Raw genomic sequence first — 21,457 nt, forward strand, 5'->3', positions numbered from 1 at the left:
TTCCCTTAATTTAAATAAGTGACTTTTCTGTTTTTAATGAGTGACCTTCCGTTTTAATAAGTGATTTCCAAACCAACAGTAAAGTTCCTGCAAAACGGATATTTAGCTCCCGAGTTAGCATTTCCCAATTCAGGGTCCCAATATTTAATCTTGTCCCACACCGCTACATTATTCCCCTGCACATAGACACGCAGATTCTCCATCCTCAGTCGCTGGAGTACCGATTTATCGAATTCATAACCTACTTCGATGTTCTTCAGACGCAGAAACGCCGCATCACGCATCCACCAGGTACTAGGCAATTGATTGTGCTGAAACGCTCCTGTGTGAAGACGCGGAAAAAACACCTTTTGATTGAAAGGTGCTTCAGCCGACCAGTGGTCACGTATAATATCGCGGGCGGAACCATTGTCCCTGCCCGACGTAAAAGGAATGATATTACTAGGAGAAGCTATCAGACTGGCAGACGCATGAGACACTCCCTGAAAAAAAGCCCCGACAAACAGTCCGTTCCAAGAAAGATTCACCCCGAATCCATATACAATTTCCGGTATACCCGTAGAGTAAAATCCACTGTCGTAGGTCTTATCGTAGGAATCGATAATGCCATCCTTGTTCAAGTCCCTATACTTGATATCACCCGGAGCCACATTTGCCGAAGGTTTCGGCAATCCTTCCCTCAATTGATAAGTCCGGGAACCGTCTCCCCTTTCCGTCACATCAAAGTCATCCGGAGTATACAGCCCCTCCGCAATATAAAGAGATTGCTGACCAATAGAGGTTCCCACTTGTGACATCCAACCATATTTAGGAGTAATTTCATCACATTCAATGATTTCATTCCTTGCATACGTTACATTTCCGCGAGCAGAAAGACCGACCGGTCCCCACTGATGTCGGAAAATGAGATTTGCATCCACCCCTTTATTCGTCGTAATACCGAAATTCTGATACATCCCGGTCCGGAAACCCGTAACAGCGGAAATGGTCTGCCGCTGAATCAGAATATCTTTTCTACGGTTACTAAAATAGTCAACAGAAAAATCAATCCTGCCTTCCCACAAGCCGACATCCAACCCAACATTCAACTTCCGTTCCGTTTCCCAACTAAGATTCGGACTGGCAAAGCTCCGTTCGTACACCCCACCGACCCAATTGGACACTCCGCCACCGGCACCGGGCGTCAGTCCGAGATCATATCCGGGACCGTCTGTCGTGACTTGTCCCCGATACGGAAAACGCACTAATCCACCATTTTGGCTGAACACATTGTCGTTACCCGCTATTCCGTAAGACGTTCTCAGTTTCAGCTTGGTCAAGCTGTTTTCCACCCCCTGCATAAATTTCTCATGACTGATATACCAGGCTATTCCCACTGCCGGAAATATCCCCCAGCGATGATTCTGCGCAAAATTCTCACTGCCAGTAGCTCCCATGCTGGCTTCTACGATATACCGGTCATCATAAGCGTATGAGATACGCGATACAAGACTCTGTTTCCGATAGGGAAGCCGCAACAATCCTTCTTCCTGCTGGTACTGGGTCTCTTTTTGCATATACAGAAACAAAGCGGAAAGGTCATGCTTGTCCGCAAAGCGTTGCTGATAGTTCAGAGAAGCCTCCAGATAAATCCTTTTGGCTCCCGAAGTCTCTCCCTTGACAGGATCGCTCAAGGCAGTCCCCTCCTCCATCGTTTTCTTCTCCAGAGTACCATCCTCTTTCCGGCGCAACGCAAAATAAGTTTTAGGAGACTTGGTTCTCTTCGTCGAGGCTCCGAAGTCCGCATCAAACCCCATCATTCCTTTAACCAACAAGCCCGGAAGAAGAAAATCCATCTTTTGCTCCAAACAAACCTTCGACTGGAGATATGTATCCCATGTCTTGGTATATCCGCTATGATTGAGCATACTGTAAGGCTGCTTGTCGTGTCCGTAGCCTAGATTACTGTAAATAGAAGCTGTTCCGTCCGAATAATACATAGGAATAACGTGAGTAGGGCTATGGGTTATGTACGAAAATATCTGGTCGGAACTATATCCGGGATTATTCTTCATCACATACTGCCCGCTCAAATCTACGGACAGTTGGGTAGTCTTTGTGATTGTCATATCAATGTTGGAGCGCAGATTAAAACGCTTCAAGTCAATATTGGCATCATAGTCCTCAATAGGATTTGAACGATAGATTCCCTCTTCCGTATAATAAGCTCCCGAAACGAAAAAGCGTGTTTTCTCGGAACCGCCCCTGAAATTGATCGTATAACGCTGGCTTTGGGTGTGTTTCTTCAGCAAATCAGTCCAATCAACGGAAGGATATAAATCGGTATCCGCTCCCGAACGGTATTTTTCTATAACCTCATCGGTCACTTCCGGCTGAAAATGATCTTTATCCGGATTTCCCCGATCATTCCACACCGCCTCGTTATACATGGACAGATACTCACAGGCACCCAACGACCGGGGCATTCTGAAAGGAGTGGCAATGGCATATTGTGCGCTGAAATTAACGAGAGTCTTCTGTGGCCTTCCGCGTTTGGAAGTAATCAGCACGACACCATTTGCCCCTTCAGCTCCATAAACAGCAGTGGCAGCGGCATCTTTAAGTACCGTAAAAGTCTCTATTTCATCTACATCGATATCTTCCATATTACGGGGAACACCATCCACCAGTACCAACGGGTTAGTTCCTCCCGTATACGAACTCTGTCCGCGAATGTAAAACTCCGCTTCGTCATTTCCCGGTTCGCCGCTACGCTGTACGGAAATCACACCGGCAATCCGTCCGGCAATATTGGTTGCCAGATTACGTTGTTTCACGTTCATATCTCGCGATTCCAATGTCTGTATAGACGAAACGACGCTGGATTTCTTCTGCTGTCCATATCCGACTACCACCACATCTCCCAGCCCAACCGGTAATTCCACCATACGCACATTAATGACCGGGACCTTCCTCACGATCCTTTCCTCGCTATTATATCCGACATAACGAAATTCCAACCGGTCACCTTCCGTCACCTCAATCTGATAACGACCGTATAAATCGGAAACAACACCTGTGCTTTTCCCTTTCACCAGAATATTGACACCGATAAGCGGGTTTCCGTCTCCATCCGTAATCAAGCCGCTAACGATGGCGGAAGAAAAAGCTTCCGTCATCGTTGGCGATTTACCGGCAATCTTGCCCGAAACAGGTTTTGGCCGTTTGGAAACAGCGATATAGTCATCAATCTGCCGACAGATATAGCTGTCGCCCAATACGGCATACAACGCTTCCAAAATATCGGATGTCTCTATCTTGACGGTCACCGGTTTCTTCCGGTCGAGTACCTCGTTATTATAGGCAATCTTGATTCCAGTCTGCTTGGTGATGGCGTCCAGTACGGCTTCTACCGGAGTATCCTTAAAATCAAGCACAATAGTGTACTTTTGAGCAAGTATATCCCCATAGAGAACAGCGCAATGCAGGTAACTGCCTGCCGTATACAGCAGCAGGAACAACATCACTATCCATTTCATCTTAATCAAGGTCAGCATAGGCTCTATTTTGTTTTTTCGTGACACAGTTCTTTCTTACTTCATTCTATCCTCCTTTTTTTTACATTAATACTCTTTCCTTGTTTCTCCAATTTAACATCCGAAGTGTAGTTTATCACTTCCAAGAGTTTGTCTATATCCGTTTTTCGGTCTGCGGTAAGAGAAAAACGGGTGTGTTTCAATGTTTCATCCTGATAGGTAACAGAGAAATCATACCATCGGGAAAGTTTCTCCAATATTTCCTCTAAAGGCATATTCTTAAAGATGTATACACCGTTGATCCAGGAAGTATAAAGTTCAGTATCCACTTTCTCCACAGATAACTGATGACTTTTCTTATTATACGCCAATCGTTCGGAAGGCGTTATTGTCCGTTCCGCACCATTGGCCGTGCTCACAGCTACCGATCCCTCCACCAATGTCGTACTCGTACTCTCGCTATCTTGATAGGCACTTACGTTGAAAGAAGTTCCCAGAACACGTATATCCATTCCGTTCGCCTTTACATAGAACGGTCTTTCCTTGTCAGGAGTGACTTCAAAGAAAGCCTCACCCAATAACTTTACTTCCCTCTTGGTTCCGGTAAACCGGCTCGGATATGAGAGTTCCGTTTCTGAGTTCAGCCATACTTTCGTGCCATCCTCCAACACCAGTCTGTACATTTTTCCTCTCGGGATAATCAGGCGGTTATGAACAATCTTCGCTTTATCCGTCCCGCCTTCCGCCTCATAAGAGAGCAAGTTGTCCGCATCGTTCTTTATCAAAGCCTGATCACGCTTCATCGTAAAGGACCGCCCGCTCAAATCAATCTCATCCCCCCCTTCCAAAAGCAGGGTAGGTTCATTGTAAGCCATCATGTCTATCCCATCCAGACTGTCCGCACGGAACCAATCTGTGATAAAGAACAATCCGCTTGCCACCACAACAGCTACAACGGCCGCATAGCGCACCCACATAGACAGATACCAACTTTTCTTTTTATATATGGTATGGTCGGCCACCTGTTTCCAAGCCCGGTCTGCATCAAATTGTTTGGGTTTACGAGGAGCCGTCGCTTTCTCATACATACGACGCATCCCCTCATATTCCTCTCTGTTTTCCTCAGACTCACGCAGCCACTCGTCAACAATCTTTTGTTCCTCATCGGTAGCCTCATGAGCTAATGTAGAAAGAATAGCTTGATAGATCAATTCCTGTTTCATCATTTTCTTTTTATCTTTCTGTTACTATGACAATTGCTTTCCCTAAAATGGGTAGGCACAATCAGCTAAAAATTAATATTAATAGTATCATCAGGTCTTTCAGTTCTTCCCTCATGACACGAAAAGCCTCTCCCAGATGGTATTTCACGGTATTGACCGAAATATCGGAAATTTCCGCGATTTCTTTATAACGAAGACCGGTGACACACTTCAGCAAAAATACTTTCCTGCATTTTTCCGGTAACTTCTGAAGAGCGGCATGTACCTCCTGTTTATATCTGAACTCCTCTTCTTCTTGCAGTTGTAATTGCCATTCCTCCGCCAGCACAGTGAAAAAATTCTCTTTGGCAATCTCTGACTTATAGTAGTTGATACAACTGTTCTTGATAGCACAATAGGCATACGGAAGAAAAGTATCCTCCGTTATAGATAAGTGTTTCTTCTCCCAGACGGCAATAAAGAAATTCTGTACAATGTCCTCTACCGCCTGCTCATTACAGACAATGCTATTCGCATAATTACATAGAAGGGAATAATGCTCCCTAAAGAGCTTCTCGAATGTTTTTTCATCAGTATCTAGCATATAAATAGGGCTTTATTGGATGATAAAGTCCGCAATATTATAAATAAATAAAGTAACGAACAAATTTTCCCTTTCAAATTCTTTGCCCGCTTTACTTGTGTACTTCGAATATTATTCCTAATATTGCAACGTGTTTCTCTTCTCCAATTAAATTCGGGATGTTTCCACATCCCCTGTTTGTCTGTATAAATAAGAAAAGTCTGCGGTAATATTTATTAATTTAACTCATAACAGACTTTAAACATGAACAAGTTTATCTTTATAACACTATTCCTTGTGGGAAACGTGTTTTCGGTATGCCTTGCACAATCCTATCCTTATCAAAAGGAATCCATCCCCGTCCCCCAACGGGTGAAAGATCTATTGTCACGCATGACACTTGAAGAAAAAATAGCAGAACTGAACTTAATACCTTATTATACGAAAGACGACTCCATCTGCCGATCTCTGATACGTGCAGGGAAAGTCGGCGCTTTTTTGAAAGCGAATGGAGCGGAACTAAACCGTTCTCTACAAGAGGAGGCTCTGAAACATAGCAGGTTAGGTATTCCTTTAGTCTTTCATGAAGATGTCATTCACGGATATCGCACCATTACCCCCATTCCACTAGCCGAATCGTGTAGTTGGAATCCGGAATTAGTAGAACAAAGTGCTGCTATGGCAGCGCGGGAAGCCGCTGCAGCAGGTATCCAACTGACCTACGCACCGATGGTTGACATATCATACGATCCTCGTTGGGGACGTATTATGGAAACATCCGGTGAAGATGCTTACTTGTGCGGAGAACTGGCTGCCGCAAGAGTCCGAGGGTTTCAAGGGAACGACTTGACAAGCCCTCATACGATTGCTGCCTGCGTAAAGCATTTTGCCGGTTATGGGGCAGTCATGGCAGGAAGAGACTATCAAGAAACGGACGTATCTCTGCGCAAACTTCAGGAAATTTATCTCCCTCCTTTTCAAGCAGCCATTAATGCAGGAGTAGCAAGTGTCATGTGCGCATATACCTCCTACGATGGAGAGCCGCTGACAATGAACTATTTCATGAATGAAGAGGTGTTGCGTAAACAAATGCAGTTCAAAGGATTGCTAATGACCGATTGGACAACTTTTCAACATGCGGTGACGGAAGGAGCTGCCGACAACGAACAAGAAGCTGCTGAAAGAGGCATCAAAAGCGGAATAGACATGGATATGAGTGCCAAACAGTTTATCGAATTCCTGCCGGAGCTGGTAAGAACACAGAAAGTTCCGGAGCAACTGATTAACCGCGCTGCCGCCCGTGCCTTAGAACTGAAATTCCGGTTGGGACTGTTTGATAATCCATTCGCCTATTTTAATACCGAACGGGAAAAGCAGACACTTTATTCTAAAGAAAGCCAGGAAGACGCATACCAAATGGCTTGTCAAAGTATGGTACTCTTAAAAAATGAAGATCGCACACTTCCCTTATCCGATTCTAAAAGAATAGCACTAGTTGGTCCATTCGCCAATACACGCTACCATTTGCTGGGTTCCTGGAATATGAAAGGAGACAGCAAAGAGGTAATTACAGTAGAAGAAGGCTTCAAAGCCTTACGTACTGATATCCCGATTGATGTACGGGCTTGTGACTTCTCCGGTATTACACCGGCCTATTTGTCGGATGTTTGTGCTTTGGCACAAAAAAATGAAATCATTATAGCTTGTCTCGGAGAACCGTCCAACTTATCTGGAGAAGCTGTTTCAACCGCCAAAATCGAGTTACCAGATCAGCAGATGAGATTGCTGAAAGCATTGAAGACAACCGGGAAAAAAATCATCGTAGTGTTATTCAACGGCCGACCACTAGTATTGGATGAAGTCATCAAGAACTGCGATGCTCTACTAGAAGCCTGGTATCCCGGCACTATGGGAGGAAAAGCCGTAGCAGCCTTACTGACAGGTATCGAAAATCCCTCAGGGAAACTTTCGCAGACTTTCCCCAGACATGCGGGGCAGATTCCTATTGTTTATAATGCCAGAAGAACTTTTTACACAGTACACCACGCCGACATACCGCAAGGAGCCTTATTTCCATTCGGATTCGGTCTGAGTTACACGCAATACAAATATTCCTCTCCCGTTACCGATAAAACAGAATACCGAAGGGGAGATTCCGTCACTGTACGGATAAAAATCAAGAATACAGGTTCCGTAGTCGGCAGAGAAATTGTACAGCTTTATATACGTGACGAAGTGGCTACCGTCATTCCGAGAGAAAAGGAATTAAAACGCTTTGCTTCCATCCATCTTCAGCCCGGCGAAGAAAAGGAGATTCGTTTTACTATTCCTTCCGCAGATTTTAGCATATACAATAATAAAATGGAAAAGGTACTGGAACCCGGAAGCTTTACCATCGGCATCGGTCCCAATTCTTCTGAATTAAATCAAACTAAAGTATATTTCCTTTAATCACCTATTAAAAACAACTCGTATGAACATTAGAGTAAAAGCTATCGTCCTCATCTTCTCCGGACTTTGCAGTCTGGGAAGCCTGAACGGACAAATCCCGATGGGAGTTACCCATTCCGGGCAGTCAACCTCGCAAGCTCCTTTCCCATTGACACAGTACACGGAACTCAAAAATCCGGCTCCAACGGACGAGGAATCCTGGAAAGACCTTTCCGGCACTCGTTGTGCATGGGGAGACACTTACACCCGATATAAGAAAGAGGTAAATCCACATCTCAATCAGAAAAAGATTGATATCAAAGGATGGAAAGGAGAAAGAGTCGCCGCACAGTTGGTAGTTTCTTCCGCTATCGATTTGGATAATGTTTCCGTAGAAATAGCTCCCCTGACGCATTCCTCCGGTAAACAAAGTATTTCGGCAGACCGTATTCTGAAAGGGTTTGTCAGATATGTGATGACAGATGAACTGAACAAGAACCAAAAAGGTACTTGCGGTCCCCGACCGGACTTGTCACAATTCGACTCCACACTGGTAGCTGACCCTATCGACCATCTCGCCGCTGCTTTACCGATAAAAGCGAAGACCTCTCAAGGATACTGGATACGCGTCTGGATTCCTGAAGATGCAATTAGCGGCAATTATTCATCCGATGTACTTATAAAGAATAATCACGAAGTGATCGGGAAGTTAAAACTGACCATACAGGTTCAGCAACGCACATTGCCTCAACCCGATCAATGGGCTTTCCATCTGGACCTTTGGCAAAACCCATTTGCAGTGGCCCGTTATCATCAGGTTCCTTTATGGTCGGAGGAACACTTCAGAATCTTAAAGACAGAACTGCAACCATACGCGGATGCAGGCGGAAAAGTGATTACCGTCCCCATCATGCATCACCCTTGGGGCGGACAAACTTATGATCCATACGAAACGATGATCACTTGGGTTCGGAAAATAGACGGCAGCTGGTGGTTCGACTACACGATCTTCGACAAATGGGTGGAGTTCATGATAGATATGGGAATAAAAAAGGAGATCGGATGTTATTCCATGATTCCCTGGAAACTGTCTTTCCTCTATTTCGACCAAGCCACCAACAGCATGAAAGAATTAAAATCCAAGCCGGGAGAACAGGCTTATCACGACCTATGGTTAAGTATGCTGAAAGACTTTGCTGCTCACTTAAAATCCAAAGGCTGGTTTGACATTACGCACATCGCTATGGACGAACGCCCCATGCCCGATATGTTGAAAGCACTGAAGATTATCCGTGAAGCAGATCCGAATTTCAAGGTTTCACTTGCCGGCTCACTCCATAAAGAACTTTCAGACGAACTGAATGATTATTGCATTGCCATCGCAGAGAAATTCAGTGAAGAGATGAAAACGAAACGGAAAGCAGAAGGAAAAATCACAACTTACTACACCTGTTGCGCAGAATCCCATCCCAACACATATACATTCAGCAACCCGGCAGAAGGCGCTTGGATAGCCTGGTATGCAGCGAAAGAGAATCTGGACGGATACCTGCGTTGGGCATTGAACAGCTGGACTATCGAGCCGTTACTAGACAGCCGCTTCTACACATGGGGAGCCGGAGATACTTACCTTCTCTATCCGGGAGGAAGGACTTGTCTGCGTTTCGAGAATCTGGTGGCAGGCATACAAGCATACGAGAAAATCCGAATTCTGAAAACGGAACTGCAAACCCAAAACAAGACTGCTACACTACGCAAACTGGAGAGAGTACTTGAAAGTTTTGATGAGCTTCAACTGTTAAAGACTCCGGCAAACGTCGTAGTGGAAAAAGCGAATCTGTTTATCAACGGGCTCTAGGTTTCCGATTGCTTACAAAACATATTGTGCCACTCTATTGCTATGAGGGTGGCATAATAATTTGCGTTTCAACATAGCATCATGAAATATTTTCGTCATATCTTATCCTACACTTCCGCTTTTTTTCGTACTTTTACCCCTTGTTGGAAAGAAGTGCCTTTCTGACCCTTGAGAACAGAAAAAGAAAAAAGCAATATATAAAATGAATCACAAATGGAATTATCGACCCATTACACCCGAACAGACAGAGACAAGCCAGATATTGGCCCAAGAATTAGGGATTAGCCCGATACTTGGACAACTTTTGGTGCAACGGGGAATTACGAAAGCGGCAGACGCTAAGAAATTCTTCCGTCCGCAATTGCCCGACCTGCACGACCCATTCCTGATGAAGGATATGGACGTTGCAGTAGAACGTCTGAACAAGGCGATGGGAAAGAAAGAACGTATTCTAATTTATGGAGATTATGACGTAGACGGCACTACTGCGGTAGCATTGGTCTACAAGTTTATTCAACAGTTCTATTCGAACCTTGACTATTATATACCCGACCGTTACAATGAAGGGTATGGCATTTCTAAAAAAGGAGTGGACTATGCCGCCGAAACCGGTGTAGGGCTTATTATTGTGCTCGATTGCGGCATAAAGGCTGTAGAGGAAATCACGTATGCCAAAGAGAAAGGAATCGACTTTATCATCTGCGACCATCATGTGCCGGATGAGGTGCTTCCACCTGCCGTAGCCATTCTGAATGCCAAACGCTTGGATAATACGTATCCGTACACACACCTTTCCGGTTGCGGGGTCGGTTTCAAGTTTATGCAAGCGTTCGCCATCAGCAACGGTATCGAGTTTCATCATCTGATTCCGCTGCTCGACATCGTGGCGGTAAGTATCGCATCGGATATCGTGCCCATCATGGGTGAAAACCGTATTCTCGCTTTTCATGGGTTGAAGCAGCTGAACAGCAACCCGAGTACTGGAATGAAAGCGATCATCGATGTATGCGGACTCTCCGAAAAAGAGATTACCGTCAGCGATATCGTATTCAAAATAGGACCGCGTATCAACGCATCGGGACGTATCCAAAATGGAAAAGAAGCGGTAGACTTACTCACCGAAAAAGATTTCTCGGTAGCGCTGGAGAAAGCCGGACAAATTAATCAATACAACGAGACTCGTAAAGACCTCGACAAGAGTATGACGGAAGAGGCGAACAATATCGTCGCCAATCTGGAAGGGCTTGCCGACCGCCGCTCTATCGTGATCTACAACGAAGAGTGGCACAAGGGAGTGATCGGTATTGTGGCTTCCCGACTGACAGAAGTCTACTATCGCCCGGCTGTAGTGCTAACCCGGACGGACGACATGGCGACAGGTTCCGCACGTTCCGTTTCCGGCTTCGATGTATATAGAGCAATCGAACATTGCCGCGACCTGCTGGAGAACTTTGGAGGACATACGTATGCTGCCGGACTATCCATGAAAGTAGAAAACGTGGAAGAGTTCACCAGACGATTTGAAGAATACGTCTCGCAGCATATTTTACCGGAGCAGACCAGTGCCGTAATCGACATTGATGCGGAGATAGATTTCAGAGACATTTCATCCAAGTTCTTCAATGATCTGAAAAGATTCAATCCTTTCGGTCCTGACAATATGAAACCTATTTTCTGTACGCACCATGTCTACGACTACGGAACAAGCAAGGTGGTGGGACGTGATCAGGAGCACATCAAACTGGAACTAGTGGATAATAAATCGAACAATGTAATGAACGGCATTGCTTTCGGGCAAAGTTCGCACGTACGTTATATCAAGACGAAACGCTCGTTCGACATCTGCTACACCATCGAAGAAAACACGCATAAGCGTGGCGAAATCCAACTTCAAATTGAAGATATAAAACCGATTGAATAAGTATCAGGAGATATTGAAACAATACTGGGGGTATGACTCCTTCCGCGACTTGCAGGAGGAGATCATTACCAGTATCGGCGAAGGCAAAGATACATTGGGGCTTATGCCGACAGGCGGTGGAAAGTCCATCACCTTCCAAGTGCCTGCTCTCGCTCAAGAAGGTATTTGCATTGTCATTACTCCCCTCATTGCCTTGATGAAAGATCAAGTGCAGAACCTGCGCAAACGGGGAATCATGGCGCTTGCCGTATATTCCGGCATGACGCGCCAAGAGATTCTCACCGCACTGGAGAATTGTATCTTCGGTGATTACAAATTCCTCTATATTTCTCCGGAACGTGTGGATACGGAGATTTTCCGCACCAAACTGAAGGCAATGAAAGTCTCCATGATCACAGTAGACGAAAGTCACTGTATCTCCCAATGGGGATATGACTTCCGGCCTGCCTATCTGAAAATTGCGGAAATACGGGAACTCCTGCCCGGAGTTCCGGTGCTGGCACTGACCGCAACCGCTACACCGGAAGTAGTAAAGGATATTCAGAATCGTCTGAACTTCCATGAAGGCAATGTCTTCCGCATGAGTTTTGAACGGAAGAACCTGGCGTACATTGTCCGTAAGACAGACAACAAGACGAACGAGTTATTGCATATCTTACGGAAAATACCAGGTAGCGCCATCATTTATGTCCGCAACAGGCGACGGACAAAGGAAATCACCGAACTGCTGGTGAACGAAGATATTACCGCTGACTTCTATCATGCCGGACTGGATAATGCAGTGAAAGACCTCCGCCAGAAACGCTGGCAAAACGGGGAAGTCCGCGTAATGGTAGCCACCAATGCTTTCGGAATGGGTATTGACAAACCGGATGTCCGCATCGTCCTTCATCTTGATCTCCCCGATTCTCCGGAAGCGTATTTTCAAGAGGCCGGACGGGCAGGCAGAGACGGGAAAAAGGCATATGCTGTTATTCTATATGCCAAATCTGATAAGACTACCCTGCACAAACGGGTGGCAGACACCTTCCCCGACAAAGAGTATATTCTCGATGTTTACGAGCATTTGCAATATTACTATCAGATGGCGATGGGCGACGGTTTCCAATGTGTCCGCGAATTTAATCTGGAAGAATTCTGCCGGAAATTCAAATACTTTCCGGTCCCGGTAGACAGTGCGCTGAAGATACTGACGCAAGCCGGTTATCTGGAATATACGGACGAACAGGATAATGCTTCCCGCATCCTTTTTACGATTCACCGGGACGAACTGTACAAACTACGGGAGATGGGAAAAGAAACCGAAGCGCTGATACAGACAATCCTTCGTTCCTACACAGGGGTATTCACGGATTATGCCTATATCAGCGAGGCTTCACTGTCGATACGCACGGGGCTGACACGCGAACAGATCTATAACATCCTGGTGACATTGACCAAACGCCGCATCGTGGATTATATTCCACACAAAAAGACACCTTATATTATATATACGCGCGAACGGCAGGAACTGCGTTTTGTACATATTCCTCCCTCTGTCTACGAAGAACGGAAAGCAAGATACGAAGCGCGCATCAAGGCGATGGAGGAATATGTCACTTCAGAAAACGTATGTCGGAGCCGGATGCTGCTCCGCTACTTCGGAGAGAAAAACGAACATAATTGCGGCCAATGCGATATCTGCCTCAGCCACCGCGCCACAGACAGTCTGTCCGATGACTCCTTTGAAGAATTAAAGAAGCGAATGACCGGACTGCTCATTCAAAAACCGCTTACTCCGGCAGAAATAGCCAATAACATGGAAGCGGAGAAAGAAAAGGTTGGAGAGGTTATCCGCTATTTATTGGAGGAAGGCGAATGGAAGATGCAGGATGGAATGATACATATATCAAAATAAGTTATTACATTTGCAAGTGTAACTCAAAAACAACATATCATGCCGAACTTTTTTAAATCTTTCTTCTCCGGGAAATCGGAGACACTGGAAAGTGAAAAGCAGAAAAACGACCGGAAAAGATTCGAGATCTTCAAATATGACGGTTTGCGCGCGCAACGCATGGGACGCCCGGATTATGCCGTAAAATGTTTCACGGAAGCCCTTGCCATTGAGGAGGATTTCGAGACATTGGGATATCTCAGCCAACTCTACGTCCAATTGGGAGAAACGGCAAAGGCCCGCGAACTTTTGGAGAAAATGGCTGTAATGGAACCTCATGTTACCAATACTTTCCTGACATTGGCGAATGTATGCTTCATTCAGGAAGATTATCAGGCTATGGAAGAGGCAGCCAACAAGGCCATCGCCATCGAAGAAGGAAATGCCGTAGCGCATTATCTGCTGGGAAAAGCCCGCAAAGGCCAGGACGACGACCTGATGACTATCGCCCACCTCACCAAAGCTATCACCTTGAAGGATGATTTCATCGAAGCCCGTCTGTTACGCGCAGAAGCCTTATTGAAAATGAAACAATACAAAGAGGTAATGGAGGATGTAGATGCCATATTGGCTCAGAATCCGGAAGAAGAAACGGCGATACTCCTACATGGAAAAGTGAAGGAGGACAACGGAGAGTCCGAAGAAGCGGAAAAGGATTATCGACTTGTCACGGAAATAAATCCTTTCAACGAACAGGCGTACCTCTATCTGGGACGACTTTACATCAGTCAGAAGAAACTGACGGAAGCTATCGGACTCTTTGACGAAGCCATTGAGCTGAATCCGAACTTCGCAGAAGCTTATAAGGAACGCGGACGTGCCAAATTGTTAAATGGCGACAAGGACGGTTCTATCGAGGACATGAAGAAATCATTGGAGCTGAACCCGAAAGATGAAGCCGGTTTGAACGGTGAATTCAAGACTCTGGGAGCAAAGCCGGAAACTCTTCCGGGTATCTTCTAAGTGTCCTTTTTATATTTTTTAGGCAAGAATAGAAAAAAAGTATCGCTTTTTGTTTGCATCTAACAGAAAATTATTACTTTTGCCCTAGAATTAGAAACCAAAGCAAAAACAAAGGATCGAATGAAATCGTTTACTTATGCATATTACTTCTTTTTTTACTTTTACTTTAGCAACAAAGTAGAGCGGGAGTTTGTATGTATCAAGTGACAGTGATGCTTAAGGACTGAATAGAGAAATCAATCATATGAATCCCGCTCCAATATGGACGCGGGATTTTTTTATATAAACCATTTAGAACAATGAAAAAGATAGCAATTCAAGGAACATTAGGTTCCTACCATGATATCGCCGCACACAAGTACTTCGAAGGGGAAGAAATAGAGCTAATCTGCTGCGCCAACTTCGAGGACGTGTTTACTTCGATACGAAAAGACAGCCAGGTAATCGGAATGCTCGCCATCGAAAATACAATTGCGGGAAGCTTGTTGCACAACAATGAGTTGTTGAGACAAAGCGGCACACAAATTATCGGCGAATACAAATTGCGTATCTCACACAGTTTTGTCTGCCTTCCCGACGAAAGTTGGGAAGACCTGACGGAAGTAAATTCCCACCCTATCGCCCTGATGCAATGCCGCGAATTCCTGAACCAACATCCGCAACTGAAAGTAGTAGAGGGTGAGGATACGGCACGCAGCGCGGAAATCATCAAGAACGAGAACTTGAAAGGACACGCCGCCATCTGTTCCAAAGCGGCAGCCGAGCGTTACGGTATGAAGGTGCTTCAAGAAGGAATCGAGACAAACAAACACAACTTCACCCGTTTTCTGGTAGTTGCCGATCCCTGGCAGGCGGATGAACTACGCCAACATCATGCAAATGCTACCAACAAGGCAAGCATGGTATTCACCTTGCCGCATACGGAAGGCAGTTTGTCGCAAGTGTTGTCCATCCTGTCTTTTTATAATATCAACCTGACCAAGATACAATCGTTACCGATCATCGGACGTGAATGGGAATACCAGTTTTATGTAGATGTGGCTTTCAACGATTATCTGAGATATAAGCAGTCCATTGCAGCAATCACTCCATTAACCAAAGAACTCAAAACATTAGGCGAATATGCAGAAGGAAAGTCAAATGTATAAGATCGTTCCTGCCGACAGACTGGCAAGCGTAAGTGAATACTACTTCTCCAAGAAACTGAAAGAGGTAGCACAGATGAATGCGGAAGGTAAGGACGTCATCAGTCTGGGTATCGGAAGTCCCGATATGCCCCCCTCCGAGAAAACCATCGAAACATTGTGCAGCAATGCGCATGATCCCAACGGACACGGCTACCAACCGTACGTGGGCATCCCCGAACTTCGCAAGGGTTTTGCCGCCTGGTATCAACGTTGGTATGGAGTGGAACTGAATCCGAACACGGAGATACAGCCTTTGATCGGCTCGAAAGAGGGAATACTCCATGTCACTCTGGCATTTGTCAATCCGGGAGAACAAGTGCTGGTTCCTAATCCGGGATATCCTACTTACACTTCGCTGAGCAAGATACTCGGTGCGGAAGTCATCAACTACGACCTCAAAGAAGACGAGAACTGGATGCCTGATTTTGAAGCCCTGGAGAGAATGGACCTCAGCCGGGTAAAACTGATGTGGACCAATTATCCGAATATGCCGACAGGCGCCAATGCAACTCCGGAATTATACGGGCGTCTCGTTGACTTTGCCCGCCGCAAGAATATTGTAATCGTGAATGATAACCCATACAGCTTTATCCTGAACGAGAAACCGATCAGTATTCTGAGCGTACCGGGGGCCAAAGACTGTTGTATCGAATTCAACTCCATGAGCAAAAGCCACAATATGCCGGGATGGCGTATCGGTATGCTGGCCTCAAATGCTGAGTTTGTACAATGGATTCTGAAGGTGAAAAGCAATATAGACAGCGGAATGTTCCGTGCCATGCAACTGGCAGCAGCCACTGCTCTGGAAGCCGAAGCCGACTGGTACGAGGGCAATAACAAGAACTACCGTAACCGTCGCCACCTAGCCGGTGAAATTATGAAAACACTAGGGTGCACATACGATGAGAAACAGGTAGGTATGTTCCTTTGGGGAAAGATCCCCGCTTCCTGCAAAGATGTGGAAGAGTTGACGGAAAAGGTATTGCATGAAGCCAGAGTGTTTATCACACCGGGATTTATCTTTGGCAGCAACGGAGCGAGATATATCCGCATCTCTCTTTGCTGCAAAGACGCCAAGTTGGAGGAAGCACTCGAAAGGATAAAAACAATGACACAATGTGCTGACAGCCAACGTGCCGATAAATAGAACAATTAAATAGTTTAGATAACCCAACTGCCAATGGAATTACTAGCACATTGGCATATTGATACATTATTATTATGGAACTCGAATCAATTTTATTACCGGGCATTGAGGCTAAAAGACCGATTGTCATTGCCGGCCCGTGTAGCGCAGAAACAGAAGAACAGGTAATGGATACAGCCAAGCAATTGGCAGCGAAAGGTCAGAAAATATTCCGTGCAGGAATCTGGAAACCACGTACCAAACCGGGAGGCTTCGAGGGTATAGGCGTCGAAGGTCTTGCCTGGTTGAAAGAGGTGAAAAAAGAAACCGGTATGTATGTCGCAACCGAAGTTGCAACAGCCAAGCACGTTTACGAATGTCTGAAAGCCGGAATCGATATTCTTTGGGTAGGTGCACGTACCACTGCCAACCCTTTCGCCGTACAGGAAATCGCAGACGCTCTGAAAGGCGTTGATATCCCCGTATTGGTCAAGAACCCTGTAAATCCGGATCTTGAATTGTGGATCGGAGCCTTGGAACGTATCAACAATGCAGGTCTGAAACGTCTAGGTGCTATTCATCGTGGTTTCAGCAGCTACGATAAGAAGATTTACCGCAATCTGCCCCAATGGCACATTCCTATCGAATTGCGCCGCCGCATCCCTAATCTTCCCATCTTCTGCGATCCCAGTCATATCGGTGGAAAACGCGAACTGGTAGCTCCGCTTTGTCAGCAGGCTATGGACCTTAACTTCGACGGTCTGATCGTAGAAAGCCACTGCAATCCGGATTGTGCATGGAGTGACGCTTCCCAACAAGTGACACCGGATGTACTCGACTATATCCTCAATCTATTGGTTATCCGTACCGAGACCCAATCGACCGAAAGTCTGGGGCTGCTACGCAAACAGATTGATGAATGCGATGACAACATCATTCAAGAGTTGGCAAAAAGAATGCGCATTGCCCGTGAAATCGGTACATACAAGAAAGAACATAATATCACCGTACTCCAGACCGGACGTTACAATGAAATTCTGGAAAAGCGCGGTTCACAAGGGGAACAATGCGGTATGGATGCGGAATTCATGAAGAAAATCTTCGAGGCTATCCACGAAGAGTCTGTCCGCCAACAGATGGAGATTATCAACAAATAAACAATAGATATGAGAATATTAATACTCGGAGCCGGGAAAATGGGCTCTTTCTTTACTGATATATTGAGCTTCCAACACGAAACGGCCGTGTTCGACGTCAACCCGCACCAATTACGTTTTGTCTACAACACTTATCGTTTCACGACATTGGAAGAAATCAAGGATTTTGAACCGGAACTGGTTATCAACGCCGCAACAGTAAAGTACACACTGGACGCTTTCCGCAAAGTGTTGCCTGTGCTGCCCAAAGATTGCATCATCAGTGATATTGCTTCTGTTAAAACGGGACTGAAGAAGTTCTACGAAGAAAGCGGCTTCCGTTATGTTTCCAGTCACCCTATGTTCGGTCCGACTTTCGCCAGCCTTAGCAATCTAAGCAGCGAGAACGCCATTATCATCAGTGAAGGAGATCACTTGGGTAAGATCTTTTTTAAAGACCTCTACCAGACCTTGCGGTTGAACATCTTCGAATATACCTTTGACGAACATGATGAAACGGTGGCTTACTCGCTATCCATCCCGTTCGTTTCGACGTTCGTATTTGCAGCTGTAATGAAACACCAGGAAGCACCGGGAACCACATTCAAGAAGCATATGGCTATTGCCAAAGGTTTGCTGAGCGAAGATGACTACCTGCTTCAGGAAATTCTGTTCAACCCGCGCACTCCGGGACAGGTGGCCAACATCCGCACCGAGCTGAAAAATCTTCTCGAAATCATTGAGAACAAGGATGCGGAAGGAATGAAGAAGTATCTGACAAAGATTCGGGAAAAGATCAAATAACCCGTAATCGGCAATCACTGATTACACATAAGATTTAACGGTCCCCTGCAAAAAAGTTCTTTGCAGGGGATTTTTTTATGTGTACCTTTGTATCCGCAAAAACAGATTTACAGGAGATAGAAAGAATGATAGATCAAGCTACCATAGACCGGATATTGGATGCGGCACAGATCATGGATGTCGTTTCAGATTTTGTCACACTACGCAAGCGTGGAGTGAATTATGTCGGTTTGTGTCCTTTTCATAACGACAAGACTCCTTCTTTTTATGTCTCTCCCGCCAAAGGGCTTTGCAAATGTTTCGCATGTGGAAAAGGGGGAAATGCCGTACACTTCATCATGGAGCACGAGCAGATGTCCTATCCGGAAGCACTAAGATACCTCGCCAAAAAGTACAATATCGAAATCAAAGAACGGGAACTGAGTGATGAAGAAAAGTTTGTGCAAAGCGAACGGGAAAGCCTGTTTATCGTCAATAACTTCGCACGCGATTACTTTCAGAATATACTGAAGAACCATGTAGACGGCCGCAGTATCGGGATGGCTTATTTCCGCAATCGCGGCTTTCGGGATGATATCATCGAGAAGTTTCAGTTAGGATATTGCACCGACAGCCATGACGCTTTCGCCCAAGAAGCAATACAGAAAGGATATAAGAAAGAGTATCTTGTGAAAACGGGACTTTGTTATGAAACGGATGACCATCGTCTGCGGGACCGCTTTTGGGGACGTGTCATATTCCCGGTACACACTCTTTCGGGAAAGGTAGTAGCTTTCGGCGGACGTGTGCTTGCCAATGCGACCAAAGGGGTTAAGGTCAAATATGTCAATTCTCCCGAATCGGATATTTACCACAAGAGCAACGAACTATACGGTATCTATTTTGCCAAACAGGCGATTGTAAAACAAGACCGTTGCTTTTTGGTTGAAGGGTACACAGACGTAATCTCTATGCATCAATCCGGCATCGAGAATGTAGTGGCCTCTTCGGGAACAGCGCTTACCCCGGGACAAATCCGTATGATTCACCGCTTCACAAACAATATGACGGTGCTTTATGACGGGGACGCCGCAGGTATCAAAGCTTCTATCCGTGGTATTGATATGCTGCTCGAAGAGGGTATGAACGTCAAAGTCTGCCTGCTTCCCGACGGTGACGACCCGGACTCTTTCGCCCGCAAACATAACTCTACGGAATTCCAGGCCTTCATCTCGGAACACGAAACGGACTTTATCCGCTTCAAGACTAACTTGTTGTTAGAGGACGCCGGAAGAGATCCCATCAAACGTGCGGAACTGATCGGTAATCTGGTACAAAGCATTTCGGTCATACCGGAAGCAATTGTACGGGATGTGTATATCAAAGAATGTGCCCAACTATTACATATAGAAGATAAACTGTTGGTTTCGGAAGTAGCCAAAAGACGGGAAACGCAAGCGGAGAAACGGGCGGAACAGACAGAGCGGGACCGACGGATTGCCGAAAGGGCAGCCTCTATGCCACAAGGTGAACAGGCCGGAAATATGCCCGCTCCCAATGGGGATGTTCCATTGCCTCCTGAAATTGCTGAGGCAGGATATACAGAATCCCCTTTCCCGCCACAAGAAGACAACTATGCTTCTTTTATTCCGCAGGAAGGAAAAGAAGGACAGGAATTTTATAAATTCGAGCGGTTGATATTACAGGCCGTAGTCCGTTACGGTGAGAAAGTCATGTGTAATCTGACTGACGAAGAAGGAAATGAAATCCCAGTCACTGTCATAGAATATGTTGTCAATGACTTGAAAGAGGATGATTTGGCTTTCCATAATCCATTGCATCGCCAAATGCTGTCGGAAGCTGCCGCACACATGCATGATTCGGCTTTTATCGCGGAACGTTACTTTCTGGCACATCCTGACCCGATTATCAGTAAATTGAGCGTAGACCTGATTAATGTACGTTATCAACTCAGCAAATACCACTCCAAATCACAGAAGATTGTGACAGATGAAGAACGGCTCTACGAACTGGTTCCCATGTTGATGATTAACTTTAAATACGCAATCGTTACGGAAGAACTGAAGCATATGCTTTATGCACTGCAGGACCCGGCGCTCGCTCATGACAATGAAAAGTGCGACTCACTAATGCAACGTTATAATGAGCTGAGAACCGTACAAAGCATTATGGCAAAACGCTTGGGGGATAGGGTTGTTCTACACTAACTCCCGTGCTGGATGAGATTCATAAACTCTTCGCGAGTCTTTGCCTGATTGAAAGCCCCCGTAAAGTCGGAAGTAGTAGTAATAGAGTTCTGTTTTTCAACACCACGCATTTGCATACACATATGTTTGGCTTCCACTACAACCATTACACCTAACGGATTCAGCGTTTCCTGAATACACTCCTTGATTTGCAACGTCATGCGTTCCTGCACTTGCAGGCGATGAGAGAATATATCGACCACACGGGCAATCTTACTAAGTCCCGTGATATAGCCGTTAGGAATATAGGCCACGTGTGCCTTTCCATAAAACGGTAGCATATGATGTTCGCAGAGAGAGAAGAAATCAATGTCTTTCACAATCACCATCTGACTATATTCCTCTTTGAATTTAGCGGAACGAAGTACTTCGTGCGGATCGATGTGATACCCTTTTGTTAAACTCAGCATCGCCTTAGCTACCCGTTCGGGAGTTTTCAACAGCCCTTCCCGTTCAGCATCTTCGCCCAACAAAGTTATAATACTACGATAATGATTCTTCAATTCCTCCAAATTCGGAGAGACAATTTCTTCTTTTTCCAACATGACAG

Annotated in this window: 14 protein-coding genes; 10 read left to right on the top strand and 4 right to left on the bottom strand. The window is 45.5% G+C overall.

From position 1 onward, the window contains the following. Nucleotides 1-53: 53 nt before the first annotated feature. The 3 genes from BACFIN_RS16270 to BACFIN_RS16260 are packed head-to-tail and all read right to left on the bottom strand — an operon-like array spanning nt 54 to nt 5,321. The gene (locus BACFIN_RS16270; RefSeq protein WP_232281630.1) at nt 54-3,563 is read right to left on the bottom strand and encodes a SusC/RagA family TonB-linked outer membrane protein; all 3,510 of its coding nucleotides are present in this window, start codon (nt 3,561-3,563) and stop codon (nt 54-56) included. 14 nt (nt 3,564-3,577) lie between these two features. Further along, nucleotides 3,578-4,741 (bottom strand): FecR family protein, encoded by a 1,164-nt coding sequence (locus tag BACFIN_RS16265; RefSeq protein ID WP_007749346.1) that lies wholly within the window; start codon nt 4,739-4,741, stop codon nt 3,578-3,580. Between the two features lie 58 nt (nt 4,742-4,799). Continuing rightward, nucleotides 4,800-5,321 carry an RNA polymerase sigma-70 factor gene (locus tag BACFIN_RS16260; RefSeq protein ID WP_007749347.1) on the bottom strand — a complete coding sequence of 174 codons (522 nt, stop codon included), beginning with the start codon at nt 5,319-5,321 and terminating at the stop codon, nt 4,800-4,802. 243 nt (nt 5,322-5,564) lie between these two features. Here BACFIN_RS16260 and BACFIN_RS16255 point away from each other — a divergent pair, with 243 nt between their 5' ends. The 10 genes from BACFIN_RS16255 to dnaG all read left to right on the top strand — a co-directional run bounded on the left by BACFIN_RS16255 (nt 5,565) and on the right by dnaG (nt 20,868). Beyond that, entirely contained in the window at nt 5,565-7,751 is a 2,187-nt protein-coding gene (locus BACFIN_RS16255) for a glycoside hydrolase family 3 N-terminal domain-containing protein (protein ID WP_007749352.1), read from the top strand. Nucleotides 7,752-7,773: 22 nt separating this feature from the next. After that, entirely contained in the window at nt 7,774-9,588 is a 1,815-nt protein-coding gene (locus BACFIN_RS16250) for a DUF4091 domain-containing protein (RefSeq protein WP_007749353.1), read from the top strand. 202 nt (nt 9,589-9,790) lie between these two features. After that, entirely contained in the window at nt 9,791-11,509 is a 1,719-nt protein-coding gene (gene recJ / locus BACFIN_RS16245) for a single-stranded-DNA-specific exonuclease RecJ (protein ID WP_007749355.1), read from the top strand. Further along, a complete protein-coding gene (locus BACFIN_RS16240; RefSeq protein WP_007749356.1) occupies nt 11,502-13,406 on the top strand; it encodes a RecQ family ATP-dependent DNA helicase in 1,905 nt (634 codons plus the stop codon). The genes recJ and BACFIN_RS16240 overlap by 8 nt, the downstream gene beginning before the upstream one ends. A gap of 39 nt (nt 13,407-13,445) precedes the next feature. Then, nucleotides 13,446-14,408 (top strand): tetratricopeptide repeat protein, encoded by a 963-nt coding sequence (locus tag BACFIN_RS16235; RefSeq protein WP_007749358.1) that lies wholly within the window; start codon nt 13,446-13,448, stop codon nt 14,406-14,408. A gap of 299 nt (nt 14,409-14,707) precedes the next feature. Next, nucleotides 14,708-15,556, top strand: a complete 849-nt coding sequence (locus tag BACFIN_RS16230) for a prephenate dehydratase (RefSeq protein ID WP_007749359.1) — start codon at nt 14,708-14,710, stop codon at nt 15,554-15,556. Then, nucleotides 15,531-16,742, top strand: a complete 1,212-nt coding sequence (locus BACFIN_RS16225; RefSeq protein ID WP_007749361.1) for a pyridoxal phosphate-dependent aminotransferase — start codon at nt 15,531-15,533, stop codon at nt 16,740-16,742. Before BACFIN_RS16230 ends, BACFIN_RS16225 begins: the two co-directional genes overlap by 26 nt. A 74-nt stretch (nt 16,743-16,816) precedes the next feature. After that, on the top strand, nt 16,817-17,878 hold the full coding sequence (locus BACFIN_RS16220; RefSeq protein WP_007749364.1) for a bifunctional 3-deoxy-7-phosphoheptulonate synthase/chorismate mutase type II: 1,062 nt from the start codon (nt 16,817-16,819) through the stop codon (nt 17,876-17,878). Between the two features lie 9 nt (nt 17,879-17,887). After that, nucleotides 17,888-18,661 (top strand): prephenate dehydrogenase, encoded by a 774-nt coding sequence (locus BACFIN_RS16215; protein WP_007749366.1) that lies wholly within the window; start codon nt 17,888-17,890, stop codon nt 18,659-18,661. A gap of 125 nt (nt 18,662-18,786) precedes the next feature. Continuing rightward, nucleotides 18,787-20,868, top strand: coding sequence for a DNA primase (gene dnaG / locus BACFIN_RS16210; protein WP_032839272.1), 2,082 nt, complete (start codon nt 18,787-18,789; stop codon nt 20,866-20,868). On the opposite strand, the gene folE is transcribed toward dnaG, so the two are convergent. Then, a complete protein-coding gene (gene folE, locus BACFIN_RS16205) occupies nt 20,865-21,452 on the bottom strand; it encodes a GTP cyclohydrolase I FolE (RefSeq protein ID WP_007749368.1) in 588 nt (195 codons plus the stop codon). The genes dnaG and folE overlap by 4 nt on opposite strands. Between the last annotated feature and the right edge of the window lie 5 nt (nt 21,453-21,457).

The organism is Bacteroides finegoldii DSM 17565, from assembly GCF_000156195.1.
In the GTDB taxonomy this organism is placed as follows: domain Bacteria; phylum Bacteroidota; class Bacteroidia; order Bacteroidales; family Bacteroidaceae; genus Bacteroides; species Bacteroides finegoldii.

Excerpts from the sequence above, each read along its gene's own strand:
- BACFIN_RS16265 (WP_007749346.1), bottom strand. The coding sequence starts at position 4,741 with ATGATGAAACAGGAATTGATCTATCAAGCTATTCTTTCTACATTAGCT.
- BACFIN_RS16260 (WP_007749347.1), bottom strand. The coding sequence starts at position 5,321 with ATGCTAGATACTGATGAAAAAACATTCGAGAAGCTCTTTAGGGAGCAT.
- BACFIN_RS16255 (WP_007749352.1), top strand. The coding sequence starts at position 5,565 with ATGAACAAGTTTATCTTTATAACACTATTCCTTGTGGGAAACGTGTTT.
- BACFIN_RS16250 (WP_007749353.1), top strand. The coding sequence starts at position 7,774 with ATGAACATTAGAGTAAAAGCTATCGTCCTCATCTTCTCCGGACTTTGC.
- recJ (WP_007749355.1), top strand. The coding sequence starts at position 9,791 with ATGAATCACAAATGGAATTATCGACCCATTACACCCGAACAGACAGAG.
- BACFIN_RS16235 (WP_007749358.1), top strand. The coding sequence starts at position 13,446 with ATGCCGAACTTTTTTAAATCTTTCTTCTCCGGGAAATCGGAGACACTG.
- BACFIN_RS16230 (WP_007749359.1), top strand. The coding sequence starts at position 14,708 with ATGAAAAAGATAGCAATTCAAGGAACATTAGGTTCCTACCATGATATC.
- BACFIN_RS16225 (WP_007749361.1), top strand. The coding sequence starts at position 15,531 with ATGCAGAAGGAAAGTCAAATGTATAAGATCGTTCCTGCCGACAGACTG.
- BACFIN_RS16220 (WP_007749364.1), top strand. The coding sequence starts at position 16,817 with ATGGAACTCGAATCAATTTTATTACCGGGCATTGAGGCTAAAAGACCG.
- BACFIN_RS16215 (WP_007749366.1), top strand. The coding sequence starts at position 17,888 with ATGAGAATATTAATACTCGGAGCCGGGAAAATGGGCTCTTTCTTTACT.
- dnaG (WP_032839272.1), top strand. The coding sequence starts at position 18,787 with ATGATAGATCAAGCTACCATAGACCGGATATTGGATGCGGCACAGATC.
- folE (WP_007749368.1), bottom strand. The coding sequence starts at position 21,452 with ATGTTGGAAAAAGAAGAAATTGTCTCTCCGAATTTGGAGGAATTGAAG.